The sequence below is a fragment of the Algoriphagus lutimaris genome (assembly GCF_017051705.1).
In the GTDB taxonomy this organism is placed as follows: domain Bacteria; phylum Bacteroidota; class Bacteroidia; order Cytophagales; family Cyclobacteriaceae; genus Algoriphagus; species Algoriphagus lutimaris.
Genome location: NZ_JAFIDJ010000002.1, coordinates 268,384 through 294,134, shown reverse-complemented (window position 1 = coordinate 294,134; position 25,751 = coordinate 268,384). Strand labels below are relative to the sequence as shown.

At 37.8% G+C, this 25,751-nt stretch carries 24 protein-coding genes and 1 tRNA gene; 12 read left to right on the top strand and 13 right to left on the bottom strand.

Annotated features, from left to right (window positions below; translation table 11 throughout):
- Positions 1-31: 31 nt before the first annotated feature.
- The 3 genes from JYB62_RS12100 to JYB62_RS12090 all read left to right on the top strand — a co-directional run bounded on the left by JYB62_RS12100 (position 32) and on the right by JYB62_RS12090 (position 2,579).
- Positions 32-670 carry an acetyltransferase gene (locus JYB62_RS12100; RefSeq protein WP_205645697.1) on the top strand — a complete coding sequence of 213 codons (639 nt, stop codon included), beginning with the start codon at positions 32-34 and terminating at the stop codon, positions 668-670.
- Positions 671-739: 69 nt separating this feature from the next.
- Positions 740-1,735 carry an oxygen-dependent tRNA uridine(34) hydroxylase TrhO gene (gene trhO, locus JYB62_RS12095; protein WP_205645696.1) on the top strand — a complete coding sequence of 332 codons (996 nt, stop codon included), beginning with the start codon at positions 740-742 and terminating at the stop codon, positions 1,733-1,735.
- Entirely contained in the window at positions 1,716-2,579 is an 864-nt protein-coding gene (locus JYB62_RS12090) for a nucleoside phosphorylase (protein ID WP_205645695.1), read from the top strand. The genes trhO and JYB62_RS12090 overlap by 20 nt, the downstream gene beginning before the upstream one ends.
- A gap of 6 nt (positions 2,580-2,585) precedes the next feature.
- Here the strand turns inward: JYB62_RS12090 and JYB62_RS12085 are convergent, their stop codons facing one another.
- Positions 2,586-2,861, bottom strand: a complete 276-nt coding sequence (locus tag JYB62_RS12085; RefSeq protein ID WP_205645694.1) for a hypothetical protein — start codon at positions 2,859-2,861, stop codon at positions 2,586-2,588.
- 114 nt (positions 2,862-2,975) lie between these two features.
- Positions 2,976-3,605, bottom strand: coding sequence for a response regulator (locus JYB62_RS12080; RefSeq protein WP_205645693.1), 630 nt, complete (start codon positions 3,603-3,605; stop codon positions 2,976-2,978).
- Positions 3,606-4,121: 516 nt separating this feature from the next.
- Between JYB62_RS12080 and JYB62_RS12075 the strand changes: the two genes are divergently transcribed.
- A complete protein-coding gene (locus JYB62_RS12075) occupies positions 4,122-4,838 on the top strand; it encodes a DNA alkylation repair protein (protein WP_205645692.1) in 717 nt (238 codons plus the stop codon).
- A 192-nt stretch (positions 4,839-5,030) separates the two neighbouring features.
- On the opposite strand, the gene JYB62_RS12070 is transcribed toward JYB62_RS12075, so the two are convergent.
- On the bottom strand, positions 5,031-6,941 hold the full coding sequence (locus JYB62_RS12070) for an ABC-F family ATP-binding cassette domain-containing protein (RefSeq protein ID WP_205645691.1): 1,911 nt from the start codon (positions 6,939-6,941) through the stop codon (positions 5,031-5,033).
- Between the two features lie 76 nt (positions 6,942-7,017).
- Here JYB62_RS12070 and JYB62_RS12065 point away from each other — a divergent pair, with 76 nt between their 5' ends.
- The 3 genes from JYB62_RS12065 (at position 7,018) to JYB62_RS12055 (ending at position 10,758) form a co-directional block, all read left to right on the top strand.
- Positions 7,018-7,503, top strand: a complete 486-nt coding sequence (locus JYB62_RS12065) for a peptide deformylase (RefSeq protein ID WP_205645690.1) — start codon at positions 7,018-7,020, stop codon at positions 7,501-7,503.
- Positions 7,504-7,656: 153 nt separating this feature from the next.
- Positions 7,657-10,476 (top strand): carbamoyl-phosphate synthase large subunit, encoded by a 2,820-nt coding sequence (carB, locus tag JYB62_RS12060; protein WP_205645689.1) that lies wholly within the window; start codon positions 7,657-7,659, stop codon positions 10,474-10,476.
- Positions 10,477-10,500: 24 nt separating this feature from the next.
- A complete protein-coding gene (locus JYB62_RS12055) occupies positions 10,501-10,758 on the top strand; it encodes a DUF4834 family protein (protein ID WP_205645688.1) in 258 nt (85 codons plus the stop codon).
- Positions 10,759-11,218: 460 nt separating this feature from the next.
- Here JYB62_RS12055 and JYB62_RS12050 read toward each other — a convergent pair whose 3' ends face one another.
- Entirely contained in the window at positions 11,219-12,406 is a 1,188-nt protein-coding gene (locus JYB62_RS12050) for a class I SAM-dependent methyltransferase (protein WP_205645687.1), read from the bottom strand.
- Positions 12,406-13,395 carry an aspartate-semialdehyde dehydrogenase gene (locus JYB62_RS12045; RefSeq protein ID WP_205645686.1) on the bottom strand — a complete coding sequence of 330 codons (990 nt, stop codon included), beginning with the start codon at positions 13,393-13,395 and terminating at the stop codon, positions 12,406-12,408. The genes JYB62_RS12050 and JYB62_RS12045 overlap by 1 nt, the downstream gene beginning before the upstream one ends.
- 179 nt (positions 13,396-13,574) lie before the next feature.
- Here JYB62_RS12045 and JYB62_RS12040 point away from each other — a divergent pair, with 179 nt between their 5' ends.
- The 4 genes from JYB62_RS12040 (at position 13,575) to scpB (ending at position 17,534) form a co-directional block, all read left to right on the top strand.
- Positions 13,575-16,088, top strand: coding sequence for a hypothetical protein (locus tag JYB62_RS12040; protein WP_205645685.1), 2,514 nt, complete (start codon positions 13,575-13,577; stop codon positions 16,086-16,088).
- A gap of 67 nt (positions 16,089-16,155) precedes the next feature.
- Positions 16,156-16,326: a hypothetical protein gene (locus tag JYB62_RS12035; RefSeq protein ID WP_205645684.1), complete on the top strand. Its 171-nt coding sequence runs from the start codon at positions 16,156-16,158 to the stop codon at positions 16,324-16,326.
- A gap of 255 nt (positions 16,327-16,581) precedes the next feature.
- Positions 16,582-16,965 carry a TraR/DksA family transcriptional regulator gene (locus tag JYB62_RS12030; RefSeq protein ID WP_074225459.1) on the top strand — a complete coding sequence of 128 codons (384 nt, stop codon included), beginning with the start codon at positions 16,582-16,584 and terminating at the stop codon, positions 16,963-16,965.
- An 8-nt stretch (positions 16,966-16,973) separates the two neighbouring features.
- Positions 16,974-17,534 carry an SMC-Scp complex subunit ScpB gene (gene scpB, locus JYB62_RS12025; protein ID WP_205645683.1) on the top strand — a complete coding sequence of 187 codons (561 nt, stop codon included), beginning with the start codon at positions 16,974-16,976 and terminating at the stop codon, positions 17,532-17,534.
- 42 nt (positions 17,535-17,576) lie between these two features.
- Here scpB and JYB62_RS12020 read toward each other — a convergent pair whose 3' ends face one another.
- The 4 genes from JYB62_RS12020 to era all read right to left on the bottom strand — a co-directional run bounded on the left by JYB62_RS12020 (position 17,577) and on the right by era (position 20,749).
- Entirely contained in the window at positions 17,577-18,200 is a 624-nt protein-coding gene (locus JYB62_RS12020; protein WP_205645682.1) for a SprT-like domain-containing protein, read from the bottom strand.
- 65 nt (positions 18,201-18,265) lie between these two features.
- Positions 18,266-18,463, bottom strand: a complete 198-nt coding sequence (locus JYB62_RS12015; RefSeq protein WP_074225456.1) for a hypothetical protein — start codon at positions 18,461-18,463, stop codon at positions 18,266-18,268.
- Between the two features lie 76 nt (positions 18,464-18,539).
- Complete coding sequence (der, locus tag JYB62_RS12010) at positions 18,540-19,853, bottom strand: ribosome biogenesis GTPase Der (protein WP_205645681.1); 1,314 nt, start codon at positions 19,851-19,853, stop codon at positions 18,540-18,542.
- A 2-nt stretch (positions 19,854-19,855) separates the two neighbouring features.
- The gene (era, locus tag JYB62_RS12005; protein WP_205645680.1) at positions 19,856-20,749 is read right to left on the bottom strand and encodes a GTPase Era; all 894 of its coding nucleotides are present in this window, start codon (positions 20,747-20,749) and stop codon (positions 19,856-19,858) included.
- A 384-nt stretch (positions 20,750-21,133) separates the two neighbouring features.
- Between era and JYB62_RS12000 the strand changes: the two genes are divergently transcribed.
- Positions 21,134-21,206 (top strand) — tRNA-Met (locus JYB62_RS12000).
- Positions 21,207-21,272: 66 nt separating this feature from the next.
- Here the strand turns inward: JYB62_RS12000 and JYB62_RS11995 are convergent.
- The 4 genes from JYB62_RS11995 to JYB62_RS11980 all read right to left on the bottom strand — a co-directional run.
- Positions 21,273-21,734, bottom strand: a complete 462-nt coding sequence (locus tag JYB62_RS11995) for a terminase small subunit (protein WP_205645679.1) — start codon at positions 21,732-21,734, stop codon at positions 21,273-21,275.
- Between the two features lie 47 nt (positions 21,735-21,781).
- The gene (locus tag JYB62_RS11990; protein WP_205645678.1) at positions 21,782-23,287 is read right to left on the bottom strand and encodes an AAA family ATPase; all 1,506 of its coding nucleotides are present in this window, start codon (positions 23,285-23,287) and stop codon (positions 21,782-21,784) included.
- Positions 23,277-25,130, bottom strand: a complete 1,854-nt coding sequence (locus JYB62_RS11985; RefSeq protein WP_205645677.1) for a DUF262 domain-containing protein — start codon at positions 25,128-25,130, stop codon at positions 23,277-23,279. The genes JYB62_RS11990 and JYB62_RS11985 overlap by 11 nt, the downstream gene beginning before the upstream one ends.
- A 203-nt stretch (positions 25,131-25,333) precedes the next feature.
- Positions 25,334-25,751: hypothetical protein (locus tag JYB62_RS11980; protein ID WP_205645676.1), on the bottom strand; the 418-nt coding region annotated here is incomplete at its 5' end.

Below are 25,751 nucleotides of genomic sequence, written 5' to 3'. Positions count from 1 at the left end.
CGTACTTTTGCAGTCCGAAAAGGAAAATACTATGGAAAAACCAGTAATTATTTTGGGAGCAACCGGTATTGCTCATCCCGCTCTTGAAATATTTAACAGCAATGATGTCGTGGTATATGGTTTTCTGGATGAAGATGAAAAGCTTCATGGCACTGAAATCAATACCGTTTCTGTTTTAGGGAATCCTGAAGATGATGGGTTTTTAAAACTAGTAGGGAAAAAAGCGGAGGCTTTTGTGGCAGTAGATGATGTCAAGTATAGAAAATTTCTTGTGAAATTGTTGAACGAGCGAAGAAAGGTTCAGCCGATCAACGCAATTCACCAAACAGCTTATATTTCTACCGATGCGCTTATTGGTCATGGAAACTTTATCAATGCCAAAGTTACTGTTGGAACAGGAGCAGAGATCGGTCAACACTGTATTTTGAATACCGGTGCGATCATAGATCACAAAGCGAAGTTGGGAGATTTTGTTCAAATAGGGGCAGGTTCTATTATCAATTCTGAAGTAACCATAGGAGAAGGAGCATTTATCGGTTCTGGAGTGACCATCGTCTCTGGAGTAACCATCGGAAAAAATGCGAGAGTAGGAGCCGGTTCAGTGGTAATTTCTTCTGTTGGAGACAATGAAACAGTTTTTGGTAACCCTGCTGCAAAAATTAAATCTTAAATTTGCCTTTTAATTTATCAGTACAAACTTATACATCCTTAAACACCCTGCCGAAACAGGGCTTTAGTTATGGAAAATAACAATTATTACATCCTCCTTTATTATTGCTACGCCAAAATTGAAAATCCTGAAGAATATCGGGAGCAGCATCACTTGTTTTGTGTAGAAAACAACATCCGTGGTAGGATCATTATCTCAGATGAAGGATTGAATGGTACAGTTTCCGGTCTGAAGGAAGACTGTGAAAAATACATGGCCTACGTTCATGCAGACCCAAGATTTGCCAAAACTGAATTTAAAATCGATGAACATGACAAACATGCATTTACCAAGATTCATGTAAGGTACAAACCTGAGATTGTTCATTCTGCATTGAGACATTTGGATCCAAATGTCAAAACTGGGAAACACCTTGATCCGGAAGAATTTAAAAAATTGAAAGATCAGGAGGACGTAGTCATTTTGGATGTTCGCTCTAACTACGAACATGAGTTAGGGAGATTCAAAAATGCCCTTACCTTGGATATTGACAACTTCCGGGATTTTCCCGAAAAAGTAAAGGAATTGGAACACTTGAAAAACAAAAAAGTCCTGACCTATTGTACTGGAGGGATCAAGTGTGAAAAAGCATCAGCTTTCTTATTGGAACAAGGCTTTGAGGATGTGTACCAACTTCATGGAGGGATCATCAAGTATGGAATGGAAGCTGGAGGAGAAGATTTTGAAGGGAAATGCTATGTTTTTGATAACAGAATTGCAGTGGATGTAAATAAGGTGAATCCAAAAGTAATTTCGACTTGCCATGTTTGCGGTACTGCTTCTGACAGAATGGTCAACTGCGCAAACCCATCTTGTAATGCCCATGTTGCCATTTGTGAGGAATGTGGATGGAAAATGGAAGGTGCGTGTTCGGATGAGTGTAAAGATCATCCTGAAAAAAGAACCTATGACGGAACAGGTTATTACCAAAAAAATACCAATGGATATAATCCTTACAAAGGATTAAAACGTTCTGGCAATAAAAATCAAATTACTAAATTAGAGGGTGAGCCAACGAATTCCTGAATCCGAACTAATACTTAACGCTGATGGAAGCGTATATCATTTACATTTGAAGCCAGAAAATCTGGCTTCTTTTGTTTTTACTGTAGGTGACCCAGACAGAGTTCCTCTGGTTTCTCAATATTTTGATGAGATTGAATTTCAGACAAGAAAGAGGGAGTTTGTGACTCACACCGGAAGGATTGCTGGGGAGCGAGTGACAGTCATGAGTACTGGGATGGGAACTGACAATATCGAGATTTTAATGACAGAACTCGATGCCTTGGTTAATATTGACTTACAAACCCGAACCCTCAAACCTACACACCAAAGTCTTCAGATAGTTAGAATTGGCACTTCAGGAGCTATGCAAAAGGATATTCCTGTGGGCTCCTTATTGGCCTCTTCAAAAGCAGTAGGATTGGATACGTTGATGCAATTTTATCCTGCATTAAGCAGCTCTCAAGTTTGGGGAGAAGCAATCCATCAGGAATTGAATTTGGGTTTTGTTCCCTATCAAGCAGAATGCAGTCCAAATTTACTATCTAAACTGGGACCGGAATTTTTGAAAGGAATTACCCTAACCTGTCCAGGATTCTATGCACCACAAGGAAGAACAGTCAAATTAAAACCAGCAATTGATCAGATGCTAGACCGTCTGGCAGAAATGGAAATTGAGGGTGAAAGATTGACTAATTTTGAAATGGAGACGGCGGGGTATTATGCTATGGGAGCTTTATTGGGGCATCAGGTGCTTAGCCTAAATGCGATTGTTGCGAATAGAAAACTTAAAGAGTTTGATAAAGTGGCTGAAAAAACCGTGGATTCCTTGATCCGCGCAGCACTGAAGTTGCTTGTTAAAAAATAATCACCCTTACGCTAAATACGTTCTATAAGCATTTATTTCTCCCAATTTGAAGTCTTCCCATTCGTTATAGTTAATTGACAAAAGCAGCTCGCCTAAAAAATCTGTACATTCTTGTTTGCACACATAAATACCAAACAAGCTATCAGGCTTATTAACTAAAAAAATTCGGCTGCTTTCAAAGTTGTTTACAAGATCATTCCAAGAGCCAAGAATTAGGAGTTCATCTTGATTTTTGACAGTTTGAATGATTTTAAAATTTCCTCTTGATGTGGATACTTTCATGACGTAAAAAGTTGGTTTAACTGATTTGATTAATCAAAACTAGATTAAAAATCAGCACTTCTCAATACGTATTAATACCTATTTTTTAAAATAGGAACTGCAAAAATTGGTATTTCAATTGATGATTTCCTTATTTTTTTGAGCCCAGAGAAGAAGGGAATTGTGCTTTTTTTCCAGTTTGAGCTTCACAATCATATTGCTTCTGTGCTTATCAACTGTGCGTTCCGCGATAAATAATTTCTCTGCAATTTCTTTGGTAGAATGTCCATTAGCAATTAGCCTTAAAATTTTCTTTTCAGAAGGAGTTAATTGGGTCTGCTCAGATTCCAAATTGCCAATTTCTTTGTTTTCAAAAATCTTTTCACTGAAAAAATGATTCCCTTGTAATACGGAATCAATGGCTTTGGATAGTTCTCCTAATGCAAATTCTTTTAAAATGTAGCCGGAAAGGTTCAGTTCCTTTGCTTGGTGGTACAAATACAATTCTTTATGTAGTGTCAATAAAATAATCTTGGTAGGAACTTGCAGTTTCTTACATTTAGCGGCAATCTCTAGGCCTGAAAAATAAGGCATTTCCATATCCAAAATTGCAAGTTGTGGATGATGCTTTAGGATTTTTTCTAATGCATCTTTCCCATTACTGGCTGAATCCAATACATCAATATTGTTTTCCTCCAAAAACTCTTGGAGACCTTTCAATAATAAAGGATGATCGTCTGCAATTACTACTGTTGGCTTAGACATAGGTATTGAAACTTAAACTGGTGTAGTTTCCTTTTTTGACTTGTTACTTTCATGCTTCCAGTAATAGAAGCGATTCTATCCTTTAATGTTTTTAGAGCTAGACTCTGGAAGTCACAAACCTTTCAAAAAAATCAAATCCTTTCCCATTGTCCGCAATTTTCAAAATAACTCGTTGATTTAGTTTTAAATATAGCTAAATCAATTTATTACTTGGATACTAGTTTATTAGAGCCCCGGTATACGTTTTTTTATGCTGTTAAAACAATATTTATGAGTCTAATCAAGCCACCGTTAGTTTGAATGTAAGTGATATCTTCCATACCCGTAATTTAAAGATTACCACAAATGATAAGCGACTCACACAGTTCCATAAGTTCCAGAATGAATCCAGAATTGATGCCCTTTTTTTACCTTTCGTTTTGGAGGGCTTAAAGAAAAGAGTGGTGGACAAAGCAGAAGATGAGTGGGAGATGATATGGGAGATGATTCTTAATCAATCTTCATTTAACTTTAAGAATGACTTTACTTGTTGAACAAATCAAAGCAGCTTTGGCTGATAAAGCCATCCCAGAAAAGGCTGCTTTTTTTCCGAGATTTTTCAAATCAGGGCCTGGTGAATATGGGGAAGGAGATCAGTTCCTAGGAGTGAAAGTTCCTGAGCAACGGAAAATCGCTAAGTCTGTATACAAAGAAATCAGCCTCAAGGAAATAGAAACCTTGATGTATGATGCCTATCATGAGGTGAGATTGACTGGAGTGATGATTTTGGTCTATCGTTATGAAAAGCTAAAATCTGATGAAGAGCGAAAAAAGTTGGTTGATTTTTATTTGGTAAACCTTCAATGGGTAAATAATTGGGACCTGGTCGATAGCTCTTGCCATCATATTTTAGGACATTACTATCTGAATAAGGATAAATCTCTTTTTTACGAACTCGCTTCGAAAGATCACCTTTGGAGCCAGCGAGTAGCTATGGTTAGTACCTATTATTGGATCAAAAGAGGAGAGTTTAAGGATGCATTAGCCTTGGCTGAAAAGTTCCTGGATCATCCCCATGATCTCATGCACAAAGCACTTGGTTGGATGCTTCGTGAAATTGGGAATCAGGATTATGAAGTCGAATATGAGTTTTTGAAAAAGCACTACCAAAAAATGCCTAGAACCGCCTTACGCTATGCAATCGAAAAGTTTGATGAGAAGGTAAGGCAAGATTTTTTGAAAGGCAGGATTTGAAATATTAAGTATGAATTCAGAATTCTGAATTCTGAATTAAAATCCATAAATAAATGCTCCATTTAGGTTCGAAATAAATAAAAAGCCAAGGTTTCAGGCGTAGCTACTCTCGTCTAAGGTTTAATCCAAAATATCATGCTATACTTAAATCGCGGCAGGCGTATCTCAGCGAAGCTATATTTCGCTTTCGCTTTATTCTATCCCATCCAATTCACTTAATTCCAACCAAGTCAATTCCAGCTCTTCTAACTCAGCATCTATTTCAGCAATTCGGTTGGACTGTTTGATCAATTCCTCATGATCTTCAATGCCAGCAGAAATTTTATCGGTGATCCCGGCTTTTTCTTCTTCCAATTTTGCAATAGAAGCATTTACTTCCTTGAATTCCTGCTTTTGCTTATAGCTTGCTTTTGCTTTTGTCTCGCTGAGCGGAGTCGAAGCCTCTAATTTAGTTTCGGCAACTTTATTCTCAGACTCATAATTCTTGATACTCGATACTTGGTTCTTATTCTCCTTTTCCCACTCTCTAAAATCAGTATAGTTGCCTGGGAAGTCTTTGATTTCTCCTTCTCCTTCAAAAACAAATAAATGTTCTACCAATCGATCCATAAAATATCGATCGTGGGACACAATGATCAAACAGCCAGGGAATGTGTCCAAAAACTCCTCCAAAGTATTTAAGGTCATCAAATCCAGATCATTGGTAGGTTCATCGAGAATCAAGAAGTTTGGATTCTTGATCAAAACCATCAATAATTGAAGTCTTCTACGCTCCCCACCGCTCAACTTGGCGATTGGAGTATGTTGTTGTTTAGGAGGGAAACCAAACTGGGTTAAAAATTGAGAGACAGTGATCGTTGCTCCTCCTGCAATATTCACCACTTCGGCTACTTCTTTGACAATATCAATCAGACGTTTTTCTTCATCAAATGAACTTTCCTCCTGTCTGTAATAGCCAAAAGCAGTGGTCTGACCAATGGATATTTTTCCTGCATCTGGTTCCAGTTGGCCTGTAATCATATTCAGAAAGGTGGTCTTACCGGCTCCATTGGGCCCCACAATTCCTATGCGGTCTTTCTTCCTAAAAGTATATGAGAAGTCCTTGACAATGGTTTTATCTCCAAAAGACTTTTGCATCTTTTCGATCTCAATAATCTTGTTGCCCAATCGCTGGGTAGTCACAGTCAGTTGGATATCACGTTCTTCTCGCTTTTGAGAAGCCTTTTCTTTCGTTTCCTCAAACGCATCCACGCGGTATTTGGCTTTGGTTCCTCTAGCCTTAGGCTGTCTACGAATCCATTCCAGCTCCTTTTTATAAAGACTTTTCGCTTTTTCCAACTCCACATCTTCCTGCATCATCCGCTCCGCCTTCTTGTCTAAGAAGTAGCCATAATTTCCCAAGTAGCGGTGAACTTTTCCCTGGTCCAGTTCAAGGATTTCATTGGTTACTTTCTCCAAGAAATATCGGTCGTGAGTGACCATAAAAAGGGCCAAATTGGCCTTTGCCAAATAATCTTCCAGCCATTCGATGGTTTCCAAGTCCAAGTGGTTGGTAGGTTCATCAAGAAGCAGTAAGTCTGGCTTTTCTAGGATGGCTTTGGCCAAAGCTACTCGCTTACGCTGTCCTCCAGAAAGAGTGCCTACTGGAATATCAGTGTCGTGGAGGCCTAATTTACCAAGCACTTCTTTGACTTGGTATTCGAAATCCCAAGCTTGAAATGCATCCATTTTTTCAAATAAACCTGCCATTTTTTCGGAGTTATCAACGCCTCGTTCTGCTTCCAGCATGGCTTTATGATAATCCTCAATGACTTGCAGCACTTCAGAATTACTTTGATCGAATATCGTTTGGTATATGCTCAGGCTTCCCTCAAAAACTGGGTTTTGGTGAACGTAGGCCACTTTTACTTGTTGATTGATAGCTACGTTTCCTGTGTCTGGGATTTCTAAACCCATGATAATTTTCATCAAGGTGGATTTACCTGCACCATTGATGCCGACTAATGCGATTTTTTGTCCTTGGGAAATGCCAAAAGAGATATTGGAAAATAGCTTGCGTTCCCCGAACGCTTTACTGAGATTTTCGACCGAAAGGTAATTCATGCCGCAAAAGTAGGGAAAAGCATAAGGAGTTTACCTATGACTTCCTAAGTTTCAATAGAAAAGCTATTTTCAAATTATGAAAACCATCCATGATATTCTCAAACTCGGAGATCCCAGACTTTATGAGGTCTGTGCGCCGGTATTAGAATCAGATTTAGCACTTGTTCCAGAATGGACTCAGCAGCTACACGAAGCCATGGAAGATATCCGAAAAGTCTATGGTTTTGGAAGGGGAATCGCTGCTCCACAACTGGGAGTTTTGAAACGTATGTTTTATCTTAATCTAGATAAGCCGTATGTGATTTTGAATCCTGAGCTGATAGATAAGAGTGAGGAACAGTTTGAACTTTGGGATGATTGCATGAGTTTTCCAAATCTTTTGGTCAAGGTGAGAAGACATCAAGCTTTGACTTTGAAATACCGGGATGAAAATTGGGAGGAACAAGAATGGGAGGTTTCAGGAGCCGAATCTGAATTGATTCAGCACGAGTATGATCATTTGGATGGTATTCTTTGTACCATGCGTGCGATTGACCAGAAAAGCTTTCGTTGGAAAGAATGATCCTTTAGTTTCAATTGATAAGTCACTTTTGTTGAGCTCATTGAGGGGACTTTTCCATTTTAATCTGGATTTATCCTTCCCCTTCGGGAATTTTTTTCTAATTTTGCCCCAATTTGGACGTAAGTAATTTCATCTCTCTATTCCCCTTTTGTAATGCCAAAAGACAGTAGCATCAAGCACGTATTAATTATCGGTTCTGGTCCCATCGTCATCGGTCAAGCTTGTGAGTTTGACTATTCTGGTTCCCAGGCTGCTAGGTCCCTTCGAGAAGAAGGAATTATCGTGACATTGATCAATTCCAATCCTGCCACCATCATGACTGACCCGGTGACAGCAGATCACGTGTATTTGCTTCCACTGGAGAAAAAATCCATTATCAAGATTTTGACAGAGCATCCGGATATTGATGCAGTTTTACCTACCATGGGTGGTCAGACAGCCTTGAATTTGGCAATTGATTGTGAGAAAGCAGGTATCTGGAAAAAATTCAATACCCGTATGATCGGTGTAGATATCGATGCCATCGATACTGCAGAAGATCGTGAGAAGTTTAAAGAATTGATGAAGAAAATTGGAGTGGGTGTCTGTAAAGGTGATACTGCTACTTCCTTTCTTCAAGGTAAAGAAATTGCTCAGGAGATTGGCTTTCCCTTGATTATTAGAGCTTCTTATACCCTTGGTGGGGCAGGAGGAGCTTTCGTGGAAAAAGCTGAAGATTTTGAGAAACTATTGAGTGCAGGTCTTCAGGCTTCTCCAGTTCATGAAGTGTTGATCGAGCAAAGTATAATGGGGTGGAAAGAGTACGAGCTGGAGGTCATGAGGGATAATATCGGGAACATGATTGTGATCTGTTCCATTGAGAACTTTGACCCAATGGGTGTTCACACTGGAGATTCTATCACTGTGGCTCCTGCCATGACTTTGCCTGATACAGTGTATCAGCGCATGAGAAACTATGCAATTACCATGATGAATAGCATCGGTAATTTTGCGGGTGGATGTAACGTACAATTCTCAGTTAGCCCTGACAACGAAACCATCATCGGGATTGAAATTAACCCTAGGGTTTCTCGTTCTTCTGCTTTGGCATCTAAAGCGACTGGTTATCCAATCGCTAAAGTGGCTGCTAAATTGGCAATCGGATATAATTTGGATGAGTTGCCAAACTCCATCACAGGTACTACCTCTGCTTACTTTGAACCTTCAATCGATTATGTGATCGTAAAGGTGCCCCGTTGGAACTTTGACAAATTCAAAGGATCTGATAGAAGATTGGGTCTTTCTATGAAAGCAGTAGGTGAGGTAATGGGAATCGGTAGAAATTTCCAAGAGGCCTTACAAAAAGCTTGTCAATCCCTTGAGATCAAACGTAATGGATTGGGGGCTGATGGAAAAGAGTTAAGAGATCAGGAAAAAATCTTGTATTCTTTAGCCAATCCAAGTTGGAATAGATTGTTCCATATTTATGATGCCTTCAAATTGGGTATTTCATTCAGGACAATTTACGATTTGACAAAAATCGATAAGTGGTTCCTAAGACAAATTGAAGAACTAATCCATCTTGAAGAAGAGATTGGAAAATATAATGTGAATAACATTCCATATGAAATTATGGATATGGCCAAGAAAAGAGGATATGCGGATCGTCAGTTGGCGCATTTACTCGGTTGCTTGGAAAGTGAAGTATTTAATAAGCGCTATGATGAAATGGGTATCAAGCGAGTTTATAAACTTGTAGATACTTGTGCTGCGGAATTTGAGGCGCAAACCCCATATTACTATTCTACATTTGGTGAGGAAAATGAATCTATAAAAACTGACCGTAAAAAAGTAGTTGTGTTAGGTTCAGGTCCAAACCGTGTAGGTCAAGGGATTGAATTTGATTACTCCTGCGTGCATGGGGTGCTTGCAGCCAAAGAATGTGGCTATGAGACTATCATGATTAACTGTAACCCAGAGACGGTGTCTACAGACTTTGATGTGGCGGATAAGCTTTATTTTGAGCCAGTATTCTGGGAGCATATTTATGAGATCATCTTGCACGAGAAACCTGAAGGTGTAATTGTTCAATTGGGTGGACAAACTGCCCTAAAATTGGCAGAGAAATTAGAGAAATACGGAATCAAAATCATTGGTACCAGTTTCGAAGCATTGGATCTTGCAGAAGACAGAGGAAGATTCTCTACCCTGTTGAAAGAAAATGATGTTCCTTATCCTGAATTTGGAACAGTCCATTCTACAGACGAGGCCTTAGAGCTTTGTAAGACGATCGGGTTCCCATTATTGGTTCGTCCAAGTTATGTATTGGGTGGACAAGGGATGAAGATTGTGATCAATGAGAAGGAACTGGAAGAGCACGTGGTGGAAGTCTTAAGAGATATTCCAAACAATGAGATTCTTCTGGATCATTTCTTGGAAGGTGCAATTGAAGCGGAAGCAGATGCGATCTGTGATGGAGAGAATGTATACATCATTGGAATTATGCAGCATATCGAGCCTGCGGGTATCCACTCTGGGGACTCTTATGCGGTACTTCCTCCTTATAATTTGGGAGATTTGGTAATCCGTCAGATTGAAACGTATACTGAAAAAATTGCCTTGGCATTGAAGACAGTAGGTTTGATCAACATTCAGTTTGCTATCAAAAATGATAAAGTATTCATCATTGAGGCAAACCCGAGAGCGTCTAGAACCGTTCCTTTTATTTGTAAGGCATATAAAGAACCTTATGTAAATTACGCCGTAAAGGTGATGCTTGGAGAGAATAAAGTAACAGATTTTGAATTCAAACCTTACAAAAAAGGTTATGCAATCAAGGAACCTGTTTTCTCATTCCATAAATTCCCGAATGTTAACAAAGAATTGGGACCTGAAATGAAATCTACTGGGGAAGCGATTTACTTTATCGATGACCTGATGGATGATTATTTCTTGAAGATTTACTCAGAACGTAACTTGTATTTGAGTAGATAACCCTGATTAAAAATATAATTAGTTTTGATAAAATTTCTTATCATAGTTCTTGGAGTTGGCTGGCTTTTGGGCCAGCTAATCCGATACTTTCTCAGATCTAAGTTGGCTAAATTTGCCCAACAGGTAAACGAAGCTGCAAAAGAACAGCAGAGGGCGCAGGCTCACGCTTCTAGACCAAAAGATGAAGTGGTAGTGGATTATGTTCCTAAGCAGTTTAAAGAGAAAAGGCAGAAAGATATTAAAGGCGGTGACTACGTCGATTTTGAAGAAGTGAAGGATTAATCCTTCACTTTTTTTATGTGGGTTCTTTGAATATGTAATTTAGGTCAAACTCAACCTCTAATTCAGTAAGTATATTTTTATACTCATTCAAAAAATCGATTTTTTGATGATGAGTCTTTTGATTTACTATATAGTTTATGACTCTTGGTAGATGAGATTTGGTATAGGTATTTGCCCTAAAAATGTTTTTTAAATGAATGAGGGAACTGAAAAAAATGTTTAATAATCATCAAAAAGAATAAATGGATCATGCCTACGGCATTTAATATTTATTTTTATTAATTATTCTAACAAGCTGGCGTGCCTACGGCACAGAATTAAAACTATAAAATTAATTATTAAAAATAAATAAGACAAGTTTTCTATGCCAATAATCCTCTTTGTATAAAATCCCTTCGGGATTTGGGATTGGTAGAAATGTAAAAATGAATGGGCATAGTAAAGTCCTGTAAGGACGACCCTATTTAACTCTTTTACACCAGACTAATTTATAGCCACCGCTGGTTTTAGTTCCTATTAAAAAGTCCTCGCCTCCATCTTTTAATCCTAATTTCTTTTTCAAATCGTTTGCACCTTGGAGATAGTTTCGGGTGATCACATTTGCTTTCCCCTTTGGAAAAAGTTTCTTGATTTCTTTTTTATTTGCCGAGACTTCCTGAATGACTTTAAAAACTCTACCTGGAATGTTTTCAGGAAGGAAGTCACTTGTATAAATGTGGCTGTTTGGCTCGAGTTTTTTCAATTTGAATTGATTTCCGAAAAGCTTGAATGCTCCAGCTTTCAGAATTCCACTCATCGGTTCAATTAGATATTCGGTGATCTCTCCGAATTCAGACACAGCTTTTTCTTCCTGCTCCATGGAGAAGGAAAAAGTTGGTTGGTTGCTTCCTAAATCATGAGCTTCAATTCTTTTCTCGGAAAAGTTTCCACCTTTTTTCCAATGTAGCAGAAGTTCCTTGACCTCATTTTTTGAAGAGACGATTTGAATCAGTTGAAGGTCTGGTAATTCTAAAAATGCTTGGGAAATATCCAGCATGGGAGAAGCTTTGATCAAGATTTGCTGTGCTTTTTCTTTAAGCTGGTCCCAAACAGAAACTACATCAGGCTGACAGTCTTGGAGTTTATATAACTTCTGATTGCCTTTTCCTCTTCTAGCCGGATCCACATAGATGAGGTCATAGTTCCGTTTGTTGGATAATAAAAAAGCTAGTCCATCTCCCGTTACAATTTCGAATTTGCCAGGAGCAAGGTATTCCAGATTTTTAGAAACGATTTGGGCAAGCTCCTCTTGATATTCACAATAGGTTCCTTTTTCAAAACCTTGACTTAAATAAAAGGAATCCACGCCAAACCCACCTGTCAAATCGATCATCCATTTTCCCGAAAGACCTTTGGATTTGAATAAGGCAGTCTCTTCTGATGATGATTGCTCTAGGGAAATACTGGCAGGAAACACAAGGTTTGGGTCTTTTGCCCAGGAGGGAAGCTTCTTGGAAATTTTCTGTCTAGCTGCGATTTGATGAACTGCAGCTTTCAGGTCAAAATTTGGTTTTCCTTGGTACTTAAAAAGTAAAAGTGCAGGATCTTCCTGGAGATGATCCTGCACAAATTTTTGAAATTCTGTACTATGCACTTCTTCCCAGTTCATCAAACTAGGCTATGTTCTTTTAAATACTCCGCGATTTGAACTGCGTTAGTTGCTGCGCCTTTTCGAAGGTTATCAGCCACGATCCACATATTCAAGGTATTTGCCTGAGATTCGTCTCTTCTTAACCTTCCTACAAACACTTCATCCTTCTTATGAGCATGGATAGGCATGGGGTATACAAAGTTGGCAGGATCGTCCTGAACAATGATTCCAGGAGTTTCGGAAAGTAATTTTCTTACTTCATCCAGATCAAAATCCTCTTTGAACTCCACGTTTACAGCCTCAGAATGTCCGCCCATAGTAGGGATTCGAACGGTAGTGGCGGTTACCTGAATACTATCATCAGAAAAGATCTTTTTGGTTTCGTTGATCATCTTCATTTCCTCTTTAGTATATCCATTTGGTTGGAATACATCAATATGAGGAAGCACGTTCATATCTATCTTGTGAGGATAGACCATTTCAGGGGCCTCTCCTGCACGTTCTGCCATCATTTGATCTACTGCAGCCTTTCCTGTTCCTGTCACTGACTGGTAGGTGGAAACTACGATTCTCTTGATTCCATATCGCTGACGCAAAGGTTCCAATGCCAATACCATTTGGATGGTAGAGCAGTTTGGATTTGCGATGATTTTATCTTCTGAGGTCAGTTCTTTTGCGTTGATTTCGGGTACCACCAACTTCTTGCTTGGGTCCATTCTCCATGCAGAAGAATTGTCTACTACGATGGTTCCAACTTCAGCGAATTTCGGAGCCCATTCCAAAGAGGTGCCTCCGCCAGCTGAGAAAATTGCAATTTCAGGTTTTAATGAAACAGCTTCGGCAAGTCCTATCACAGTATACTGTTTACCCTTGTACTCAATCTGTTTACCTACAGATCGCTCAGAAGCAACTAATAGAAGTTCGTCAAAAGGGAAATTGTGCTCATCCAGCACCTCTAAGATTTCGGAGCCCACCAAACCGGTAGCTCCTACCACTGCTAATTTCATCAGACTGGTTTTTAATAGGTTGTTTTTATTTTGGATTGCAAAAGTAATGGCTATGGGTTCATTTTCAGGATAATCTGCTAAAAAAAATTATCAAACTCGAGTTAAAATTCTATTCTGAATCTACTAATAGTTTAATATTCATCATTATATTTAATTATTAATTTTTTAATTAATAAACTATGAAGTCTTTATTTTTGGATTCTAATTTATTGGTTCATCTTTTTTTTGCACTGCTTTTATACCAAGCGTCAGAAGTTCATGCACAAACTCAAGCCTTCGAACTTGATTTTAATCCGGTAAGCTTTCCATCCCAATTTTTACCAGGATGGTATGGGAATGAGGTAAGGAATTCCAGTTCTAGAATCTTTCAGGAGAAAGGTCATGGAGTTAATCAATCCCATGCCTTAGCGGTTCAACCAATTTCAACCTTTAATGGTGAGTTAATAGTCAGGCTTTCCGTTTCAGAATTTACTGCTCCAAAAATCCAATTTTTGGCCAAATCCAGTAAGAATGGAAATGGAAGCAGGGCTGCCGAAGTATACTTTTCTTGGTCTAATAGTTTAAATGAGAATTTTTCAACTCCCCAGATTTTAGGTTCCCTTGAAGAATTTCCAAATGAGGAACAGGAATTTCGTCTTTTTGAAATTCATATGCCGGATCAATTTAAGGGGAGTGATTTACTATTTTTTAAGCTAGAGGTACGTTATGGAAATGGAGCTGGGACTTGTGCTCGCTGGCTATTGGATGATTTTGTGTTTGGAGATATAGCTGAAGACACCTTGCCTCCGAGCGTTCAAATGGTTCGTGGTTTTAATGATAATGAAATTCAGGTTGAATTTTCCGAAGCCATTGATCCTGTATTTTCTATTATCCAACTCAATTATAAACTGGATGGTCAAGAGCCCGATTTGGTGAGATTAGAGAGTGATTCTTTGGCTACTTTGACTTTTTCAAGCCCTCTTGTTCATGGAGAAGAGCTTGATCTTCAAGTTTCTCAAATACCTGATTTAGCGGGGAATTTTATCAAGGATACTTTACTCAGTTTTCGGTACCATAACCCCATATTAATCCCTTACAAATCCCTTGTCATTAATGAGATTATGCCTGCTCCAAAAGCAGATTTGGATTTGCCTAATGTGGAATATGTGGAGTTGAGAAATAACCTGGATTATCCGATTCGTACCAAGGGCATGGCGTGGTCTAATTCCAGAAATACGGTTGAACTATCTGATGTTTGGATTGATCCCGAGGAGTTAATTCTACTAGTGCCTTCCAACCAACAACAAGAAATGAGAGAATTTGGAACTCTAATTCCTGTGGGATCTTGGCCAACCCTATTAAATGCAGGAGATCAATTGGAATTAAAAGGTAGGGAGGGAGATCTGGTTGATCGTATAAGTTATTCTTCAGAGAGTTGGGATGACCCTGAATTAAGGAATTCAGGGTTTAGCTTAGAGGTGGTAAATCCATTTTTGGACTGTGAGCAATCCACCTTTCTTAAAGTTTCTAATTCCCTATTTCGAGGCACACCTGGAAGTAGAAACTCGGTATTTGATTTAAGTCCCGATGAGGTTTTGCCTTGGGTTCAAGAAATTAAGTTTTTGGACTCCTTGACCCTGCAGGTACAATTTTCCGAACCAATCAAATGGAGCTTCGAGGAAATTAAAAATCAACCTGAATTGGATATTGATACGGTTTATTTGAATGAGGCTAGTACATTAAAGCTAGAATTGAAAAGTGCAGCGGCTAAATCTATTGAATATAGAGTGAGCCTGTATTCTGTTCTTGATTGTGCGGGGAATGGCTTAAAAAGCCCAATAGCAACTGTGATTTTGTCAACTATCCCTCTTGCAGGAGATGTGATCATCAATGAGCTATTATTTAATCCTCAATCTGGAAGGCCGAAGTTTGTAGAGCTATACAATAGGAGTTCGAATTACTTGCAAATCGGGGACCTTCAGTTGGGAAATCTGGATGCAAATGGTCTTCCGGATCAACTCAAGAAGATTAGTGAATCCGGATTTATTTTCCCTCCTCAATCCTATTTGGCTATTACCACAGATACGATTTTGCTTAAACAGGATTTTCCGAAATCGTCAATTGGGAATTTTCTTCAGGTGACAATCCTACCCAGTTATCCAATTAGTGGAGGGACAGTAGTGCTGTTTTCGGAGAAACAAGAATTATTGGAAGAATTTTCCTTTGATGAAGAAATGCATCATCCTTTAATGAGAGATCCCAAAGGAGTGTCCTTGGAAAGGATATCCATTAACGCTCCATCCAATTTAAAAAGTAATTGGCATTCCGCATCTGGGGTAGAGGACTATGGAACCCCTGGCAAGAAAAACTCCAATTCATTTACTGGAGAGTTTGAATCACAGCTGATCACCATTAGTCCAGAGGTATTTGATCCGGAAGGAAATAATGGGAATACCTTCACTGTAATATCCTACGAATTGGACCAACCTGGTTGGGTTGGGACCTTTGAAATATATGATGTCGGGGGTAGAATTGTTAAAGTATTGGATCGAAATGCGATTTTGGGAAATTCAGGAATGTATAATTGGAGTGGTACGGATGATTCAGGAAGAAAAGTAAGGCCGGGTTATTATGTTTTGTTGGTGGAACTATTTGATTTACAGGGAGAGGTGATCAGATTTAGAAAAACGATGGTGGTAGCGACTCAATTTTAACTTTCTTGAAATATTTCTATTAGTTGACAGGAAAAATAAATAAATTAGATATAATAAATGGAGAACTATGGAAAGAGACCTCATTACCCTTGCCCTACAGAATCTTTGCATACAACAAGGAAAAGACCATAAAGAAGTACATCAATATTTGCTGATGAAGTATAGAATGGACGTGGATCTTCTGGTGCTGCAAAAAAGATTAGAGAAAATTTTAAATGAAGAGAAAGCTGTTGCATAACAGCTTTTTTTATGCTGCTTCCTTCTGATTAAAATCATATTTATCAATAAATCCAACTTGTAAAAAAGCCCTGAAATTTATAATAGCTTGATAATGAGAAGTGTTTTTATTTTTTAATATGGTTTAATTTTCATTTGCTGCTTTTTTTAAATTCTTCTCGCTATATAATCTTTGTATTTAAGCCAGCTAAATGTATTTTAGGGAACATTTATTGAAATTATTCGTCCCAAGTATATCATCTAATCCCAGCGTATTATGAGTCAGGAAGGTAAGACTGCTTACTCTGCGAGTGAGCTAAAAGAATTCGAAGAGATCATTCTTCAGAAGTTGTCAGTAGCTAAGGAAGAATTACATTCGTTAAAGGAAACTTTGAGCAAGAAAAATGATAGTGGGACTGATTTTACTGCCTCAACATCAAAATTGCTTGAAGATGGTGCAGACACGCTAGAACGAGAAAGCCTCAATCAATTGGCCGCTAGGCAACAAAAGTTCATTATCAATTTGGAGAATGCATTAATCCGTATTAAAAATGGAACTTATGGTGTCTGCGTGGATACTGGTAAATTAATTTCCAAGGAGCGATTAAAAGCGGTTCCTCATACCATGCATTCAATTGAAGCGAAACTAGCTAAAAAGTAATCTGATCTTTGGAATTTCTTCATAGGCATATTGAAGCATTGATATTTTGTGCCCCTTCCCCATTGGGGGTAGATGAAATTGGGAAATGTCTTACAGAAATGTTTGAGGCAGAGGTGCCCAAAGATCATGTCCAAAATGCTATTGAAGAGTTAAAGGAAAAGTACGACTCAGAAGAGTTTTCTTTTGCATTGGAAAATCTCGGTGGAGGCTATCAATTCCTAACCAAACCTGCCTACCAGACTAGTATTAGTATTTTGCTCAAGCAACAATCCCAAAAAAGATTGTCCACCGCTCAGTTGGAAACCCTTTCTATTATTGCTTATAAGCAGCCTGTTACCAAAGGGGATATTGAGCAAATAAGAGGGGTGAATTCTGATTATTCAGTTCAAAAGTTATTGGAGAAAGAATTGGTGGAAGTCAAAGGTAAGTCCGATGGGATAGGCAGGCCGTTACTTTTTGGTACATCCGACAAGTTCATGGAGTATTTTGGCATTAATTCCATTCAGGATCTTCCTCAACCTAAAGATTTTTCCCAACCTGAAAACCAGATTGGAGAGGAGAAAGAGTAATTCAAAACATAGTGGTGTTGGTTGACGAGTTAGTTACTGCTTCTATTCCAACGGCTGTATTTTTGCCAATTGAGCAATCAAGTATTTTTTTCCAGTATTCACCTCCTCACAAAGGACTCGTGTTCTTCTAGTTTCACCTTTTCTGAACACTCTTCCAGAAATAGTAAAGTTACTTCCTGGTTTTAGGTCAGATAAAAAGAAGGTGGCATTTCCTGTTAGATGCTTGTCATATTTACTCATTTCCTTCATCAAAAACAGATCCGAAGCCGAACTTGCCTTTGGGTTTCTCATGTGTTTTTTGAGAGGAATTAGAATATCTATCGGAAAGATATTTTCCATCAAAAAAGGAAAAAGAAGTTGTTGGAACGTAGACTTCCATTCTCTCCCATGAGGGGCAATAGCATATCCGAATTTTTGAAATGCATGTAAGTGGGCTACCTCATGGACAAAAGTTAAAAGAAACTGGTAAGGGTTCAGATCAGCATTTAAAGTAATGGTCTGGAACTGCTGGTCCTTCCTGTATCTAAAGTCTCCGAGTTTGGTTTTTCTACTAGACGTAATTTTAAAATGGAATGGTTTTTCTTCCCAAAGTTTAAGACAAGGGTTAACCGCATTTGCAGGTAGGTGTTTTGAAAAAACTTCTTCCAATTTTGAGGGAGCAAGCATGGCGTAAAATACAAAAAAAAGAGTCCCGAAATTTCAGGACTCTCAATTTTAAGAAGTGGTTTCTTTTATTTTACTTCTTCAACCGTTTCTTCAACGATTACAACTTCAGTAGAGTCAGAAGTAGACTCTTCAATGATCACTTCTTCTTCAACAGTTTCTACTGTTTCAGTTACTTCTACAGTCTCTTCTTTCACTTCTTTGTTACCGCAAGAAGTAGCGAACATTACGCTGGAGATTGCGAAAATTGCAAATACTTTTTTCATTTGTTGTGATTTTCTTAATTACAGCACAAAGTATTATAGGATTTCGCAATTAAACAAGAGACCGTTTAAATATTTTTTACTTGTTTTTATAAATAATTTTTACAGGTACTCCGTCGAATTCAAAGTTCTCTCTTAAACGATTTTCCAAGTACCTCGTGTAAGGAGATTTGATGTATTGAGGGAGGTTGCAAAAGAACGCAAAAACAGGGTTTTTGGTCGGTAACTGCGTGACATACTTAATTTTAATGTACTTCCCTTTCCATGCTGGTGGAGGATATTTTTCTATTTCAGGAAGCATGACATCATTCAGTTTAGAAGTCTGTACTTTCCGGGTTTTGTTTTCATAAACTTTTACTGCCAGTTCAATCGCCTGAAAAATCCGTTGCTTCTCTGTCACTGATGTAAAAATTATTGGAATCCACTTGTTTTCTCCCAAGCGCTCCAGCATATCTTCCTTCACTTTGTTCATGGTCTTATGGTCCTTTTCAATCAGATCCCATTTATTGACCATGATCATGATACCTTTATTATTTTTGATACCTAAAGAAATCAAGTTAATATCCTGAGCCTCTAAACCTCTGGTAGCATCTACCATGACGATGATTACATCGGATTCTTCCAAAGTTCTCAAAGATCTCATCACGGAATAAAACTCAATGTCTTCATGAACTTTGGCTTTTTTCCGAATCCCTGCAGTATCAGTGATGATAAAGTCTTGGCCGAAAAGCTTGTACCTCGTATGGATAGCATCCCTGGTTGTACCTGCTTCATTGGTGACGATCGATCTTTCTTTTCCTAGTAAGGCATTCAAGAAAGAAGATTTACCCACATTGGGCCTTCCTAGAATGGAGATTTTAGGGATGCCGGCATCTGGGTCTTCTGTTCCTTCATCTTCAAAATGTTCGACAACCTTATCCAATAAATCTCCTGTTCCGCTACCACTGGCAGCAGCAATTGGAAATACCTCAAAGTCACTGATTCCTAAAGAATAGAACTCAGCAGACATAAAGCTGAGGTCTTGATTATCTGCTTTGTTGGCTACAATGTAAATGGGCTTCTCCGTACCTCTCAGTTCATTCGCAAACTCCATATCTAAATCAGTTAATCCGTCGTGGCAATCCACCACAAATAGGATTACATTTGATTCTTCTACGGCAAGTTTTACTTGCTTTCTAATCTCAGCTTCGTAAATGTCATCCGAACCGGTCACATATCCGCCAGTATCGATGACTGAGAAAAATTTACCGATCCATTGAGCATGGCCATAATGACGATCTCGGGTCACACCACTCATGTTGTCCTCGATCGCTTTTCTCTCCTCTACCAGTCTATTAAATAAAGTAGACTTGCCTACGTTGGGTCTACCTACAATTGCTACAATATTTGCCATAATCAAGTTGGGTCGTACCCAAATTTTTTCAGTTTCAATTTATTTTTTCTCCAGTCTGACTCCACCTTCACAAAGGTTTCGAGCATGACTTGCTTGCCAAAGAATTTTTCTAGCTCCTCTCTCGCTTCAATTCCTACTTTTTTAAGAGCTTTCCCTTTTTCACCGATGATAATCCCTTTTTGACTATCTCTTTCTACGTAAATGGTCGCTCGGATTCGGATGATTTTATTCTTTACATGAAATTCTTCAATGTTTACCTCGGAACTGTAAGGGATTTCTTTTTTATAGTTTTTGAAGATTTTCTCACGGATAATCTCAGAGGCAAAGAACCTTTCTGAGCGGTCAGTTAGTTCCTCCTTATCGTAAAAAGCCGGGTGCTCAGGTAGTCTAGCTAGAATTTCTTGTAAAATTTTGTCCGTGTTGAATTTCTCACCGGCAGAAATCGGGATTACTACTGAAGATTTGATCCTGGAAGTCCAGTATTCAGTAACTGTATCCAATTGACCTTCTTTGGCTAGGTCTATTTTATTGATCACAAGGATGACTGGGATTCCGGATTGATTGATTTTCTCAATCACTTCCTCAATTTCCTCATCTGTTTCATACAGGTCCGTGACAAACAAGATGATGTCCGCATCTTCTAGGGAGATGTTGACAAAACTCATCATGTTTTTGTGTAGCTCATACTGAGGCTTGAGCATCCCGGGAGTATCAGAAAATACAATTTGGTAATTCTCAGAATTGGTCAAGCCTAAGATTCTATGCCTGGTAGTTTGGGCTTTCGAGGAAATGATGGAAAGCCTTTCTCCAACAAGGATATTCATCAATGTAGATTTTCCTACATTGGGTTTGCCAATAATATTGACAAATCCAGCTTGGTGTTTTTCTTGAGTCATTCTGAGAAATTTTCCACAAAGGTACTTGATTTTTAGACAATACAGGAGTTTTTGGGTTTTCAGCAAAATAAAATTTGGTGATTTTTAAAAGATTTAAAGAAGTTTTTCCTGGATGGCTAAACAGATTGCTCTTGAGGGGCTTGGGGGAAATTGTTTTTATCTTAATTGGATGGAAAAAGGGTGAAATCTAGTTATTACAAATTTTTTTTGGTTTGGTATTTTGCATTTGAAATTTAAACCACTACTTTTGTATCACAATTCGCCACAAGGGCAGATTCAGAACAGAATAATTAGCTTTAAAGCTTAAAAATATATCGCGAGATGGAGCATCCACGATAGCTATCGGGAGGTAGCTCGTAGAGCTCAATCAAGCAAAAGACATATCGCGGGATGGAGCAGTTGGTAGCTCGTCGGGCTCATAACCCGAAGGTCACAGGTTCGAGTCCTGTTCCCGCTACTAAAAACCCCTTATACGTTCAGTATTTGGGGTTTTCTTTTTTTGGGGTACACTCTGGGGTACACTTTATCGGGTTGGGGCATCATCTTTTACCAATTCCCAAAGAAGTGAAAGAGCTTTTTCTTTATCATGAATTAGGATTGAAACACCTGTTTCAGTTTTTCTCAGAGATTTTATTGCTGCAGATTTTTCTTTTGGAATTTCGCTTACTTGTTTAAGGCTCCAATCATCATTAAAAAAATCAGTAATATCAGCGAATGCAATTTTTACGATTTCTGCTAAAACCTTTTCTTGGGTGACTCCTATACTTTCTAGTATTTCGGAGGATTTGGATTGAATGTATTTTTTAATGTTAACATTTGTCAACATCCTAGAGCCTTGTTGTCGTGCAGTATTTGGGCTGTATCCTGCAAGTTTGGCTGCTTCTGTAGCGTTTAAATTTGCTTCGCCTAAGTAATAATTGGCAAATCTTAGTTCCTTGTCGGAAAGATGTGACTCCTCGCAATTGATTTTAGATGATTGTTTCATAATCAGATTGGTTTACTAAAAATAACTATAAATCTGATTATAAGCTTTTAAACCCTAAGTTCTGTTTTTAAGGTTTTAAGTACTCTAATCGTTCTTCCTATCTCAATGCTGTGTTCGTTTTTGTTAATGTCATTATGATTGAGAGGGTTCAAGACCAAAGGGATGAGATTATCAATTTCACTCACTGTTGGTTGTGTTAATCTTGTATTTGCAGTGCTATGGTTTTTTGTGGCAGTCCAAAAATCATTTGCTGTAAGTTTACTTTGATCCACCACAAATTTCACAGTAACTTTTCCAAAGCAGAATTGCTTTAAAATTGCTTCAAACGCTGAACGCAAATAGACCCCCGCAGCTTTATTGTCTCCAGAATTATGATAATTCTCTCCCTTTTGAATGTAGTAATCTAAATGGTCATTATTTCCTCGGGCTTTTATTTCCTTTACTACTGGAATTGTGAATCCCTTTTTGGATCGACCTGCATAAATCTCAAAGCATTTCCAGTTATTGTTATTGTGTAAATAATTGGTTTTTACAAATTCATACCACGGCTTGTCGTAAGTAGTGATAAATACCTGATAGTTGGTAAAGTCCGTTCTGAGTATTTCTAATAGCGGTAATCTGTTGGATATATCCAAACCAATAAAGATGTCATCCAGAAATAGAACCTTGCAAGGTATTCCCTGAATATGCCTTTTTACCATTCCGAGGTAAATAGAAATGGCAATTGCAGAAAGTCTTGCTTCATTCAGAAATATATGCGGTTTATCAATCTCTTTGCCTAGAAATTTGATCTTGACTCTAACATGATTGCGTTCAACCGATTTGTAATCTAGTGTTGGCTTTGCTTGGGTGTAATTTAGTTTCAATTCAATGTTGTGGCCAAATTTGTCCAAAATAGGTTGGGCGTATTTTAGAATGTTTTCAATACTATTTTCAGCAAAGAGTTTCTTGAATGCTGTATCAAAAACGTTGATTGTCTTTTGAACATCAGTTTTCTTTTGAGTGATATTGTAAGCCGTTCCTTCAGTTTGTTTGGATATTGCTTTTTCAACATCTTCCCAAAGCTCTCCTAATTCTTTACTGCCAGTAATAGCTATACTTTTAAAATGCTTTAGTACTCCTTTTACCAGCAAATCGAATAGGTCTATTTCCTTATCCTTTTTGATCGAATGAATACCTAGAAGGTGTTTATAAGTAAGGAAGCTTTTTAGCTTGATAGCATCCCTAATACTTGTATCTCCTGCTACATAGGTGTTTTTCGAGCTTTTCTTTAAAAAATATTTTTTATCGGAAGCTGTTCCATCCTTATCAGGATTGAAGGTTACTTCGATATAGCCTTTACCTTTTTGAGCTTTTGTAAGGAAAATGTTTTCGGTTTCATTGTAATTTAAGACCTCAGTCGAAGACTGGAAAAAATCTTTTAAAGCATAGTAAAAAGAACTCTTACCACTACCATTTTCACCATAGATAAACAGGTTTTTACCATCTACACTGAACTCATTCTTACCGTAAAATGCTTTGTAATCCTTTATTTCAACTTTTTTAATTCTCATAAAAATAAATTTCTATACCCCAAATTGATTCGCAGATGGCCTGATACAGCTTTTGTCTATCTGAGATGTCAGCCTTTTTAAATTCTTCATGAGCCTTGAAGGGGAGGGCTAATTTATTCTTCATCGAAATGAAATTTGGGTTGTTCTGATATGTAAGCGGGCAAAGACTTTGAACCAACAAATTTTCTTTAATATAATGACTCAACTTCTTACTATATGGTTTTGCACCGAAAGATTGATTTGTTCCTCTTGGTAAAAGCACCAGGGCACCAATTCTATTACGATATTCTTGAAATTCGTATTCTTGTTCAAATTCATCTTGGTGGTTGAAATATTTGTCTGCCCAGATGTGCTCTACTTCGAAGGATTTTCCTCCTGGATTATGATAGTATTTTTCAAATGATGAATTGAAACCTGATTGCTGTTCCACATAGGATGTAATTCTTGAAAGTAAGAACTTCACAAAAACCCTATTTTGACCGTGCAAACGGAAATTTTGAACACCTGTCCAAGATTCCTCCATTTCATTCAATTTTCTCTTTAATACAGCTTTGAGTTCGTGTACTTCGGTTCTCCTAATTTCTTTAGCTAAAGTGTACATAGTATACCGAATGGAGCTTGAAGCAAACTTCCTGAAGTTTACAGATCTTCGAACAACGAATGTTTCAATATATCTAGCGACTAAATCTATTTTCTCCATTACAATTTCAGAATTATCTGTTGTTTTCAATGAAGAAAGTAGCAATGGATAACTAAGCGAATTTGCAATACCCCATCTTTTAATATAGAAAACGTGTTGAAGTTTTTCATTTAGTTTACGTTCGGCCGATAAAATGTGCTTGTAGGCATTAAAAAAGAATTTGAAGTCCCGATCAATAAAAAGCTGAAATCCCTCTGAGTCGTCTTGTTCGATATCAACTTTGTCTAAATTGTCTCTGAACCAACTGTGGAACCTGGTACCTATTTTCTCGAAATCTTCGTTTTTTGAACCCGCCTTTCCTGGTCTGATGGTTTCCGCATATTGTGCTCTAAACCAGGCTTGTATAAAGCGTTGATCCTCGTCTTTATCAAAGGCATGAAGATCCTGCATAGATAATTTCCAAAGTTCATTTGCTTTTTGACGCTTTTTACTGTCTTCAAATTTCGATAGAATGAAGCCTTTTAGCATTTCTGTTGGGGTAAGATTTAGACCCCGGTCATTCATTGTTTCAAAAATAGTGTAGGCGTTCTCATCTGAATAGGCAATGATCTCCACTAACACAACATTGTATTTCAACCAATCAATAAAGAAGGGAAGCACACTATTTTTTATTTCTTCCGGAAAAGCATTTTCTATATCAGTATAGCGACTTGCCATATTTAACGTAGACTCGTCATCCGTTTCTTTTTGTTCATATTCGCCTGACTTAAAAAGTGATTCCATACAGGCAATGCGTTCATCTACTTGAATATTGAAGGACATTTCGCCGTACTTCTCTGAAAATATGAGGGATTCTAATTTTTCATTTATTCCAAGTTCTTTTTGAAGGTTGTTCAAGTAGATCAGAAGTAAAGTAAGAGATGTGAGTCGTTGTTGTCCATCAATAATACTGCGTTGTCCATCTTTGACACTCACTACAAAAGGACCCAAATAGTAGGAATTATAGTTCTCTATATCTTTTCTTTTGTGCTCAGGCTTGTATTCATTCAGGAATGAAGAAGTTAAGTCAGAAACCAATTGTTCAATGTGCCGTTCTTCCCATTTGTATTCACGCTGAAAGTAATCTACTGTATACTTTTTATCGTCCAATACTTCTGAAATAGATCGGTCGTGGGCTTCAATTTTATTGCTTAGTTTACTCATTAGCTTTCATATTTCTGATTTTCCATTGTTTAGCACATAAATGAGTACGGTTAAATCATAAACTTATTTTTCTCAGTGCAATCTCCAGTATTAATACCATTACATTAAACTCACTAAAATTGCTTAACTAATACCTATTAATGATTACATTCTAATTTATGTTAAGCAGATAAATGATAATAGGCTTTACAAACTGGTTTTATTTATTCTGGAAAAATTGGGAGAGTACCATTTTTGTTACCAGAAATCGGGTCTTTAGCTTTTGCTTTTTTTACTTCTTGATTTGTATCTGATTGATCTTCCTCAGAATGCTTGTTTTCAGTATCACTTGGTGGTGCATCTGTTTTGTCTGATGGTGCAGTTGAATCGTCAATCAAATCCCCTTTTTTATCAGGTTGGTCAGAATCAGTAGCCGTTTTATCTTTATTAACGGATGAGTCCTCTTCTGTTGCTGATTCTACCATTAATTGATTAGCTGTATCCTTATTTATATCTGATTGATCTTCCTCAGAATGCTTGTTTTCAGTATCACTTGGTGGTGCATCTGTTTTGTCTGATGGTGCAGTTGAATCGTCAATCAAATCCCCTTTTTTATCAGGTTGGTCAGAATCAGTAGCCGTT

Bases quoted from the DNA above. Each gene is read 5' to 3' on its own strand.
- JYB62_RS12100 (WP_205645697.1), top strand. From the start codon at position 32: ATGGAAAAACCAGTAATTATTTTGGGAGCAACCGGTATTGCTCATCCC.
- trhO (WP_205645696.1), top strand. From the start codon at position 740: ATGGAAAATAACAATTATTACATCCTCCTTTATTATTGCTACGCCAAA.
- JYB62_RS12085 (WP_205645694.1), bottom strand. From the start codon at position 2,861: ATGAAAGTATCCACATCAAGAGGAAATTTTAAAATCATTCAAACTGTC.
- JYB62_RS12080 (WP_205645693.1), bottom strand. From the start codon at position 3,605: ATGTCTAAGCCAACAGTAGTAATTGCAGACGATCATCCTTTATTATTG.
- JYB62_RS12075 (WP_205645692.1), top strand. From the start codon at position 4,122: ATGACTTTACTTGTTGAACAAATCAAAGCAGCTTTGGCTGATAAAGCC.
- JYB62_RS12070 (WP_205645691.1), bottom strand. From the start codon at position 6,941: ATGAATTACCTTTCGGTCGAAAATCTCAGTAAAGCGTTCGGGGAACGC.
- JYB62_RS12065 (WP_205645690.1), top strand. From the start codon at position 7,018: ATGAAAACCATCCATGATATTCTCAAACTCGGAGATCCCAGACTTTAT.
- carB (WP_205645689.1), top strand. From the start codon at position 7,657: ATGCCAAAAGACAGTAGCATCAAGCACGTATTAATTATCGGTTCTGGT.
- JYB62_RS12050 (WP_205645687.1), bottom strand. From the start codon at position 12,406: ATGAACTGGGAAGAAGTGCATAGTACAGAATTTCAAAAATTTGTGCAG.
- JYB62_RS12045 (WP_205645686.1), bottom strand. From the start codon at position 13,395: ATGAAATTAGCAGTGGTAGGAGCTACCGGTTTGGTGGGCTCCGAAATC.
- JYB62_RS12040 (WP_205645685.1), top strand. From the start codon at position 13,575: ATGAAGTCTTTATTTTTGGATTCTAATTTATTGGTTCATCTTTTTTTT.
- JYB62_RS12035 (WP_205645684.1), top strand. From the start codon at position 16,156: ATGGAAAGAGACCTCATTACCCTTGCCCTACAGAATCTTTGCATACAA.
- JYB62_RS12030 (WP_074225459.1), top strand. From the start codon at position 16,582: ATGAGTCAGGAAGGTAAGACTGCTTACTCTGCGAGTGAGCTAAAAGAA.
- JYB62_RS12020 (WP_205645682.1), bottom strand. From the start codon at position 18,200: ATGCTTGCTCCCTCAAAATTGGAAGAAGTTTTTTCAAAACACCTACCT.
- JYB62_RS12015 (WP_074225456.1), bottom strand. From the start codon at position 18,463: ATGAAAAAAGTATTTGCAATTTTCGCAATCTCCAGCGTAATGTTCGCT.
- der (WP_205645681.1), bottom strand. From the start codon at position 19,853: ATGGCAAATATTGTAGCAATTGTAGGTAGACCCAACGTAGGCAAGTCT.
- era (WP_205645680.1), bottom strand. From the start codon at position 20,749: ATGACTCAAGAAAAACACCAAGCTGGATTTGTCAATATTATTGGCAAA.
- JYB62_RS11995 (WP_205645679.1), bottom strand. From the start codon at position 21,734: ATGAAACAATCATCTAAAATCAATTGCGAGGAGTCACATCTTTCCGAC.
- JYB62_RS11990 (WP_205645678.1), bottom strand. From the start codon at position 23,287: ATGAGAATTAAAAAAGTTGAAATAAAGGATTACAAAGCATTTTACGGT.
- JYB62_RS11985 (WP_205645677.1), bottom strand. From the start codon at position 25,130: ATGAGTAAACTAAGCAATAAAATTGAAGCCCACGACCGATCTATTTCA.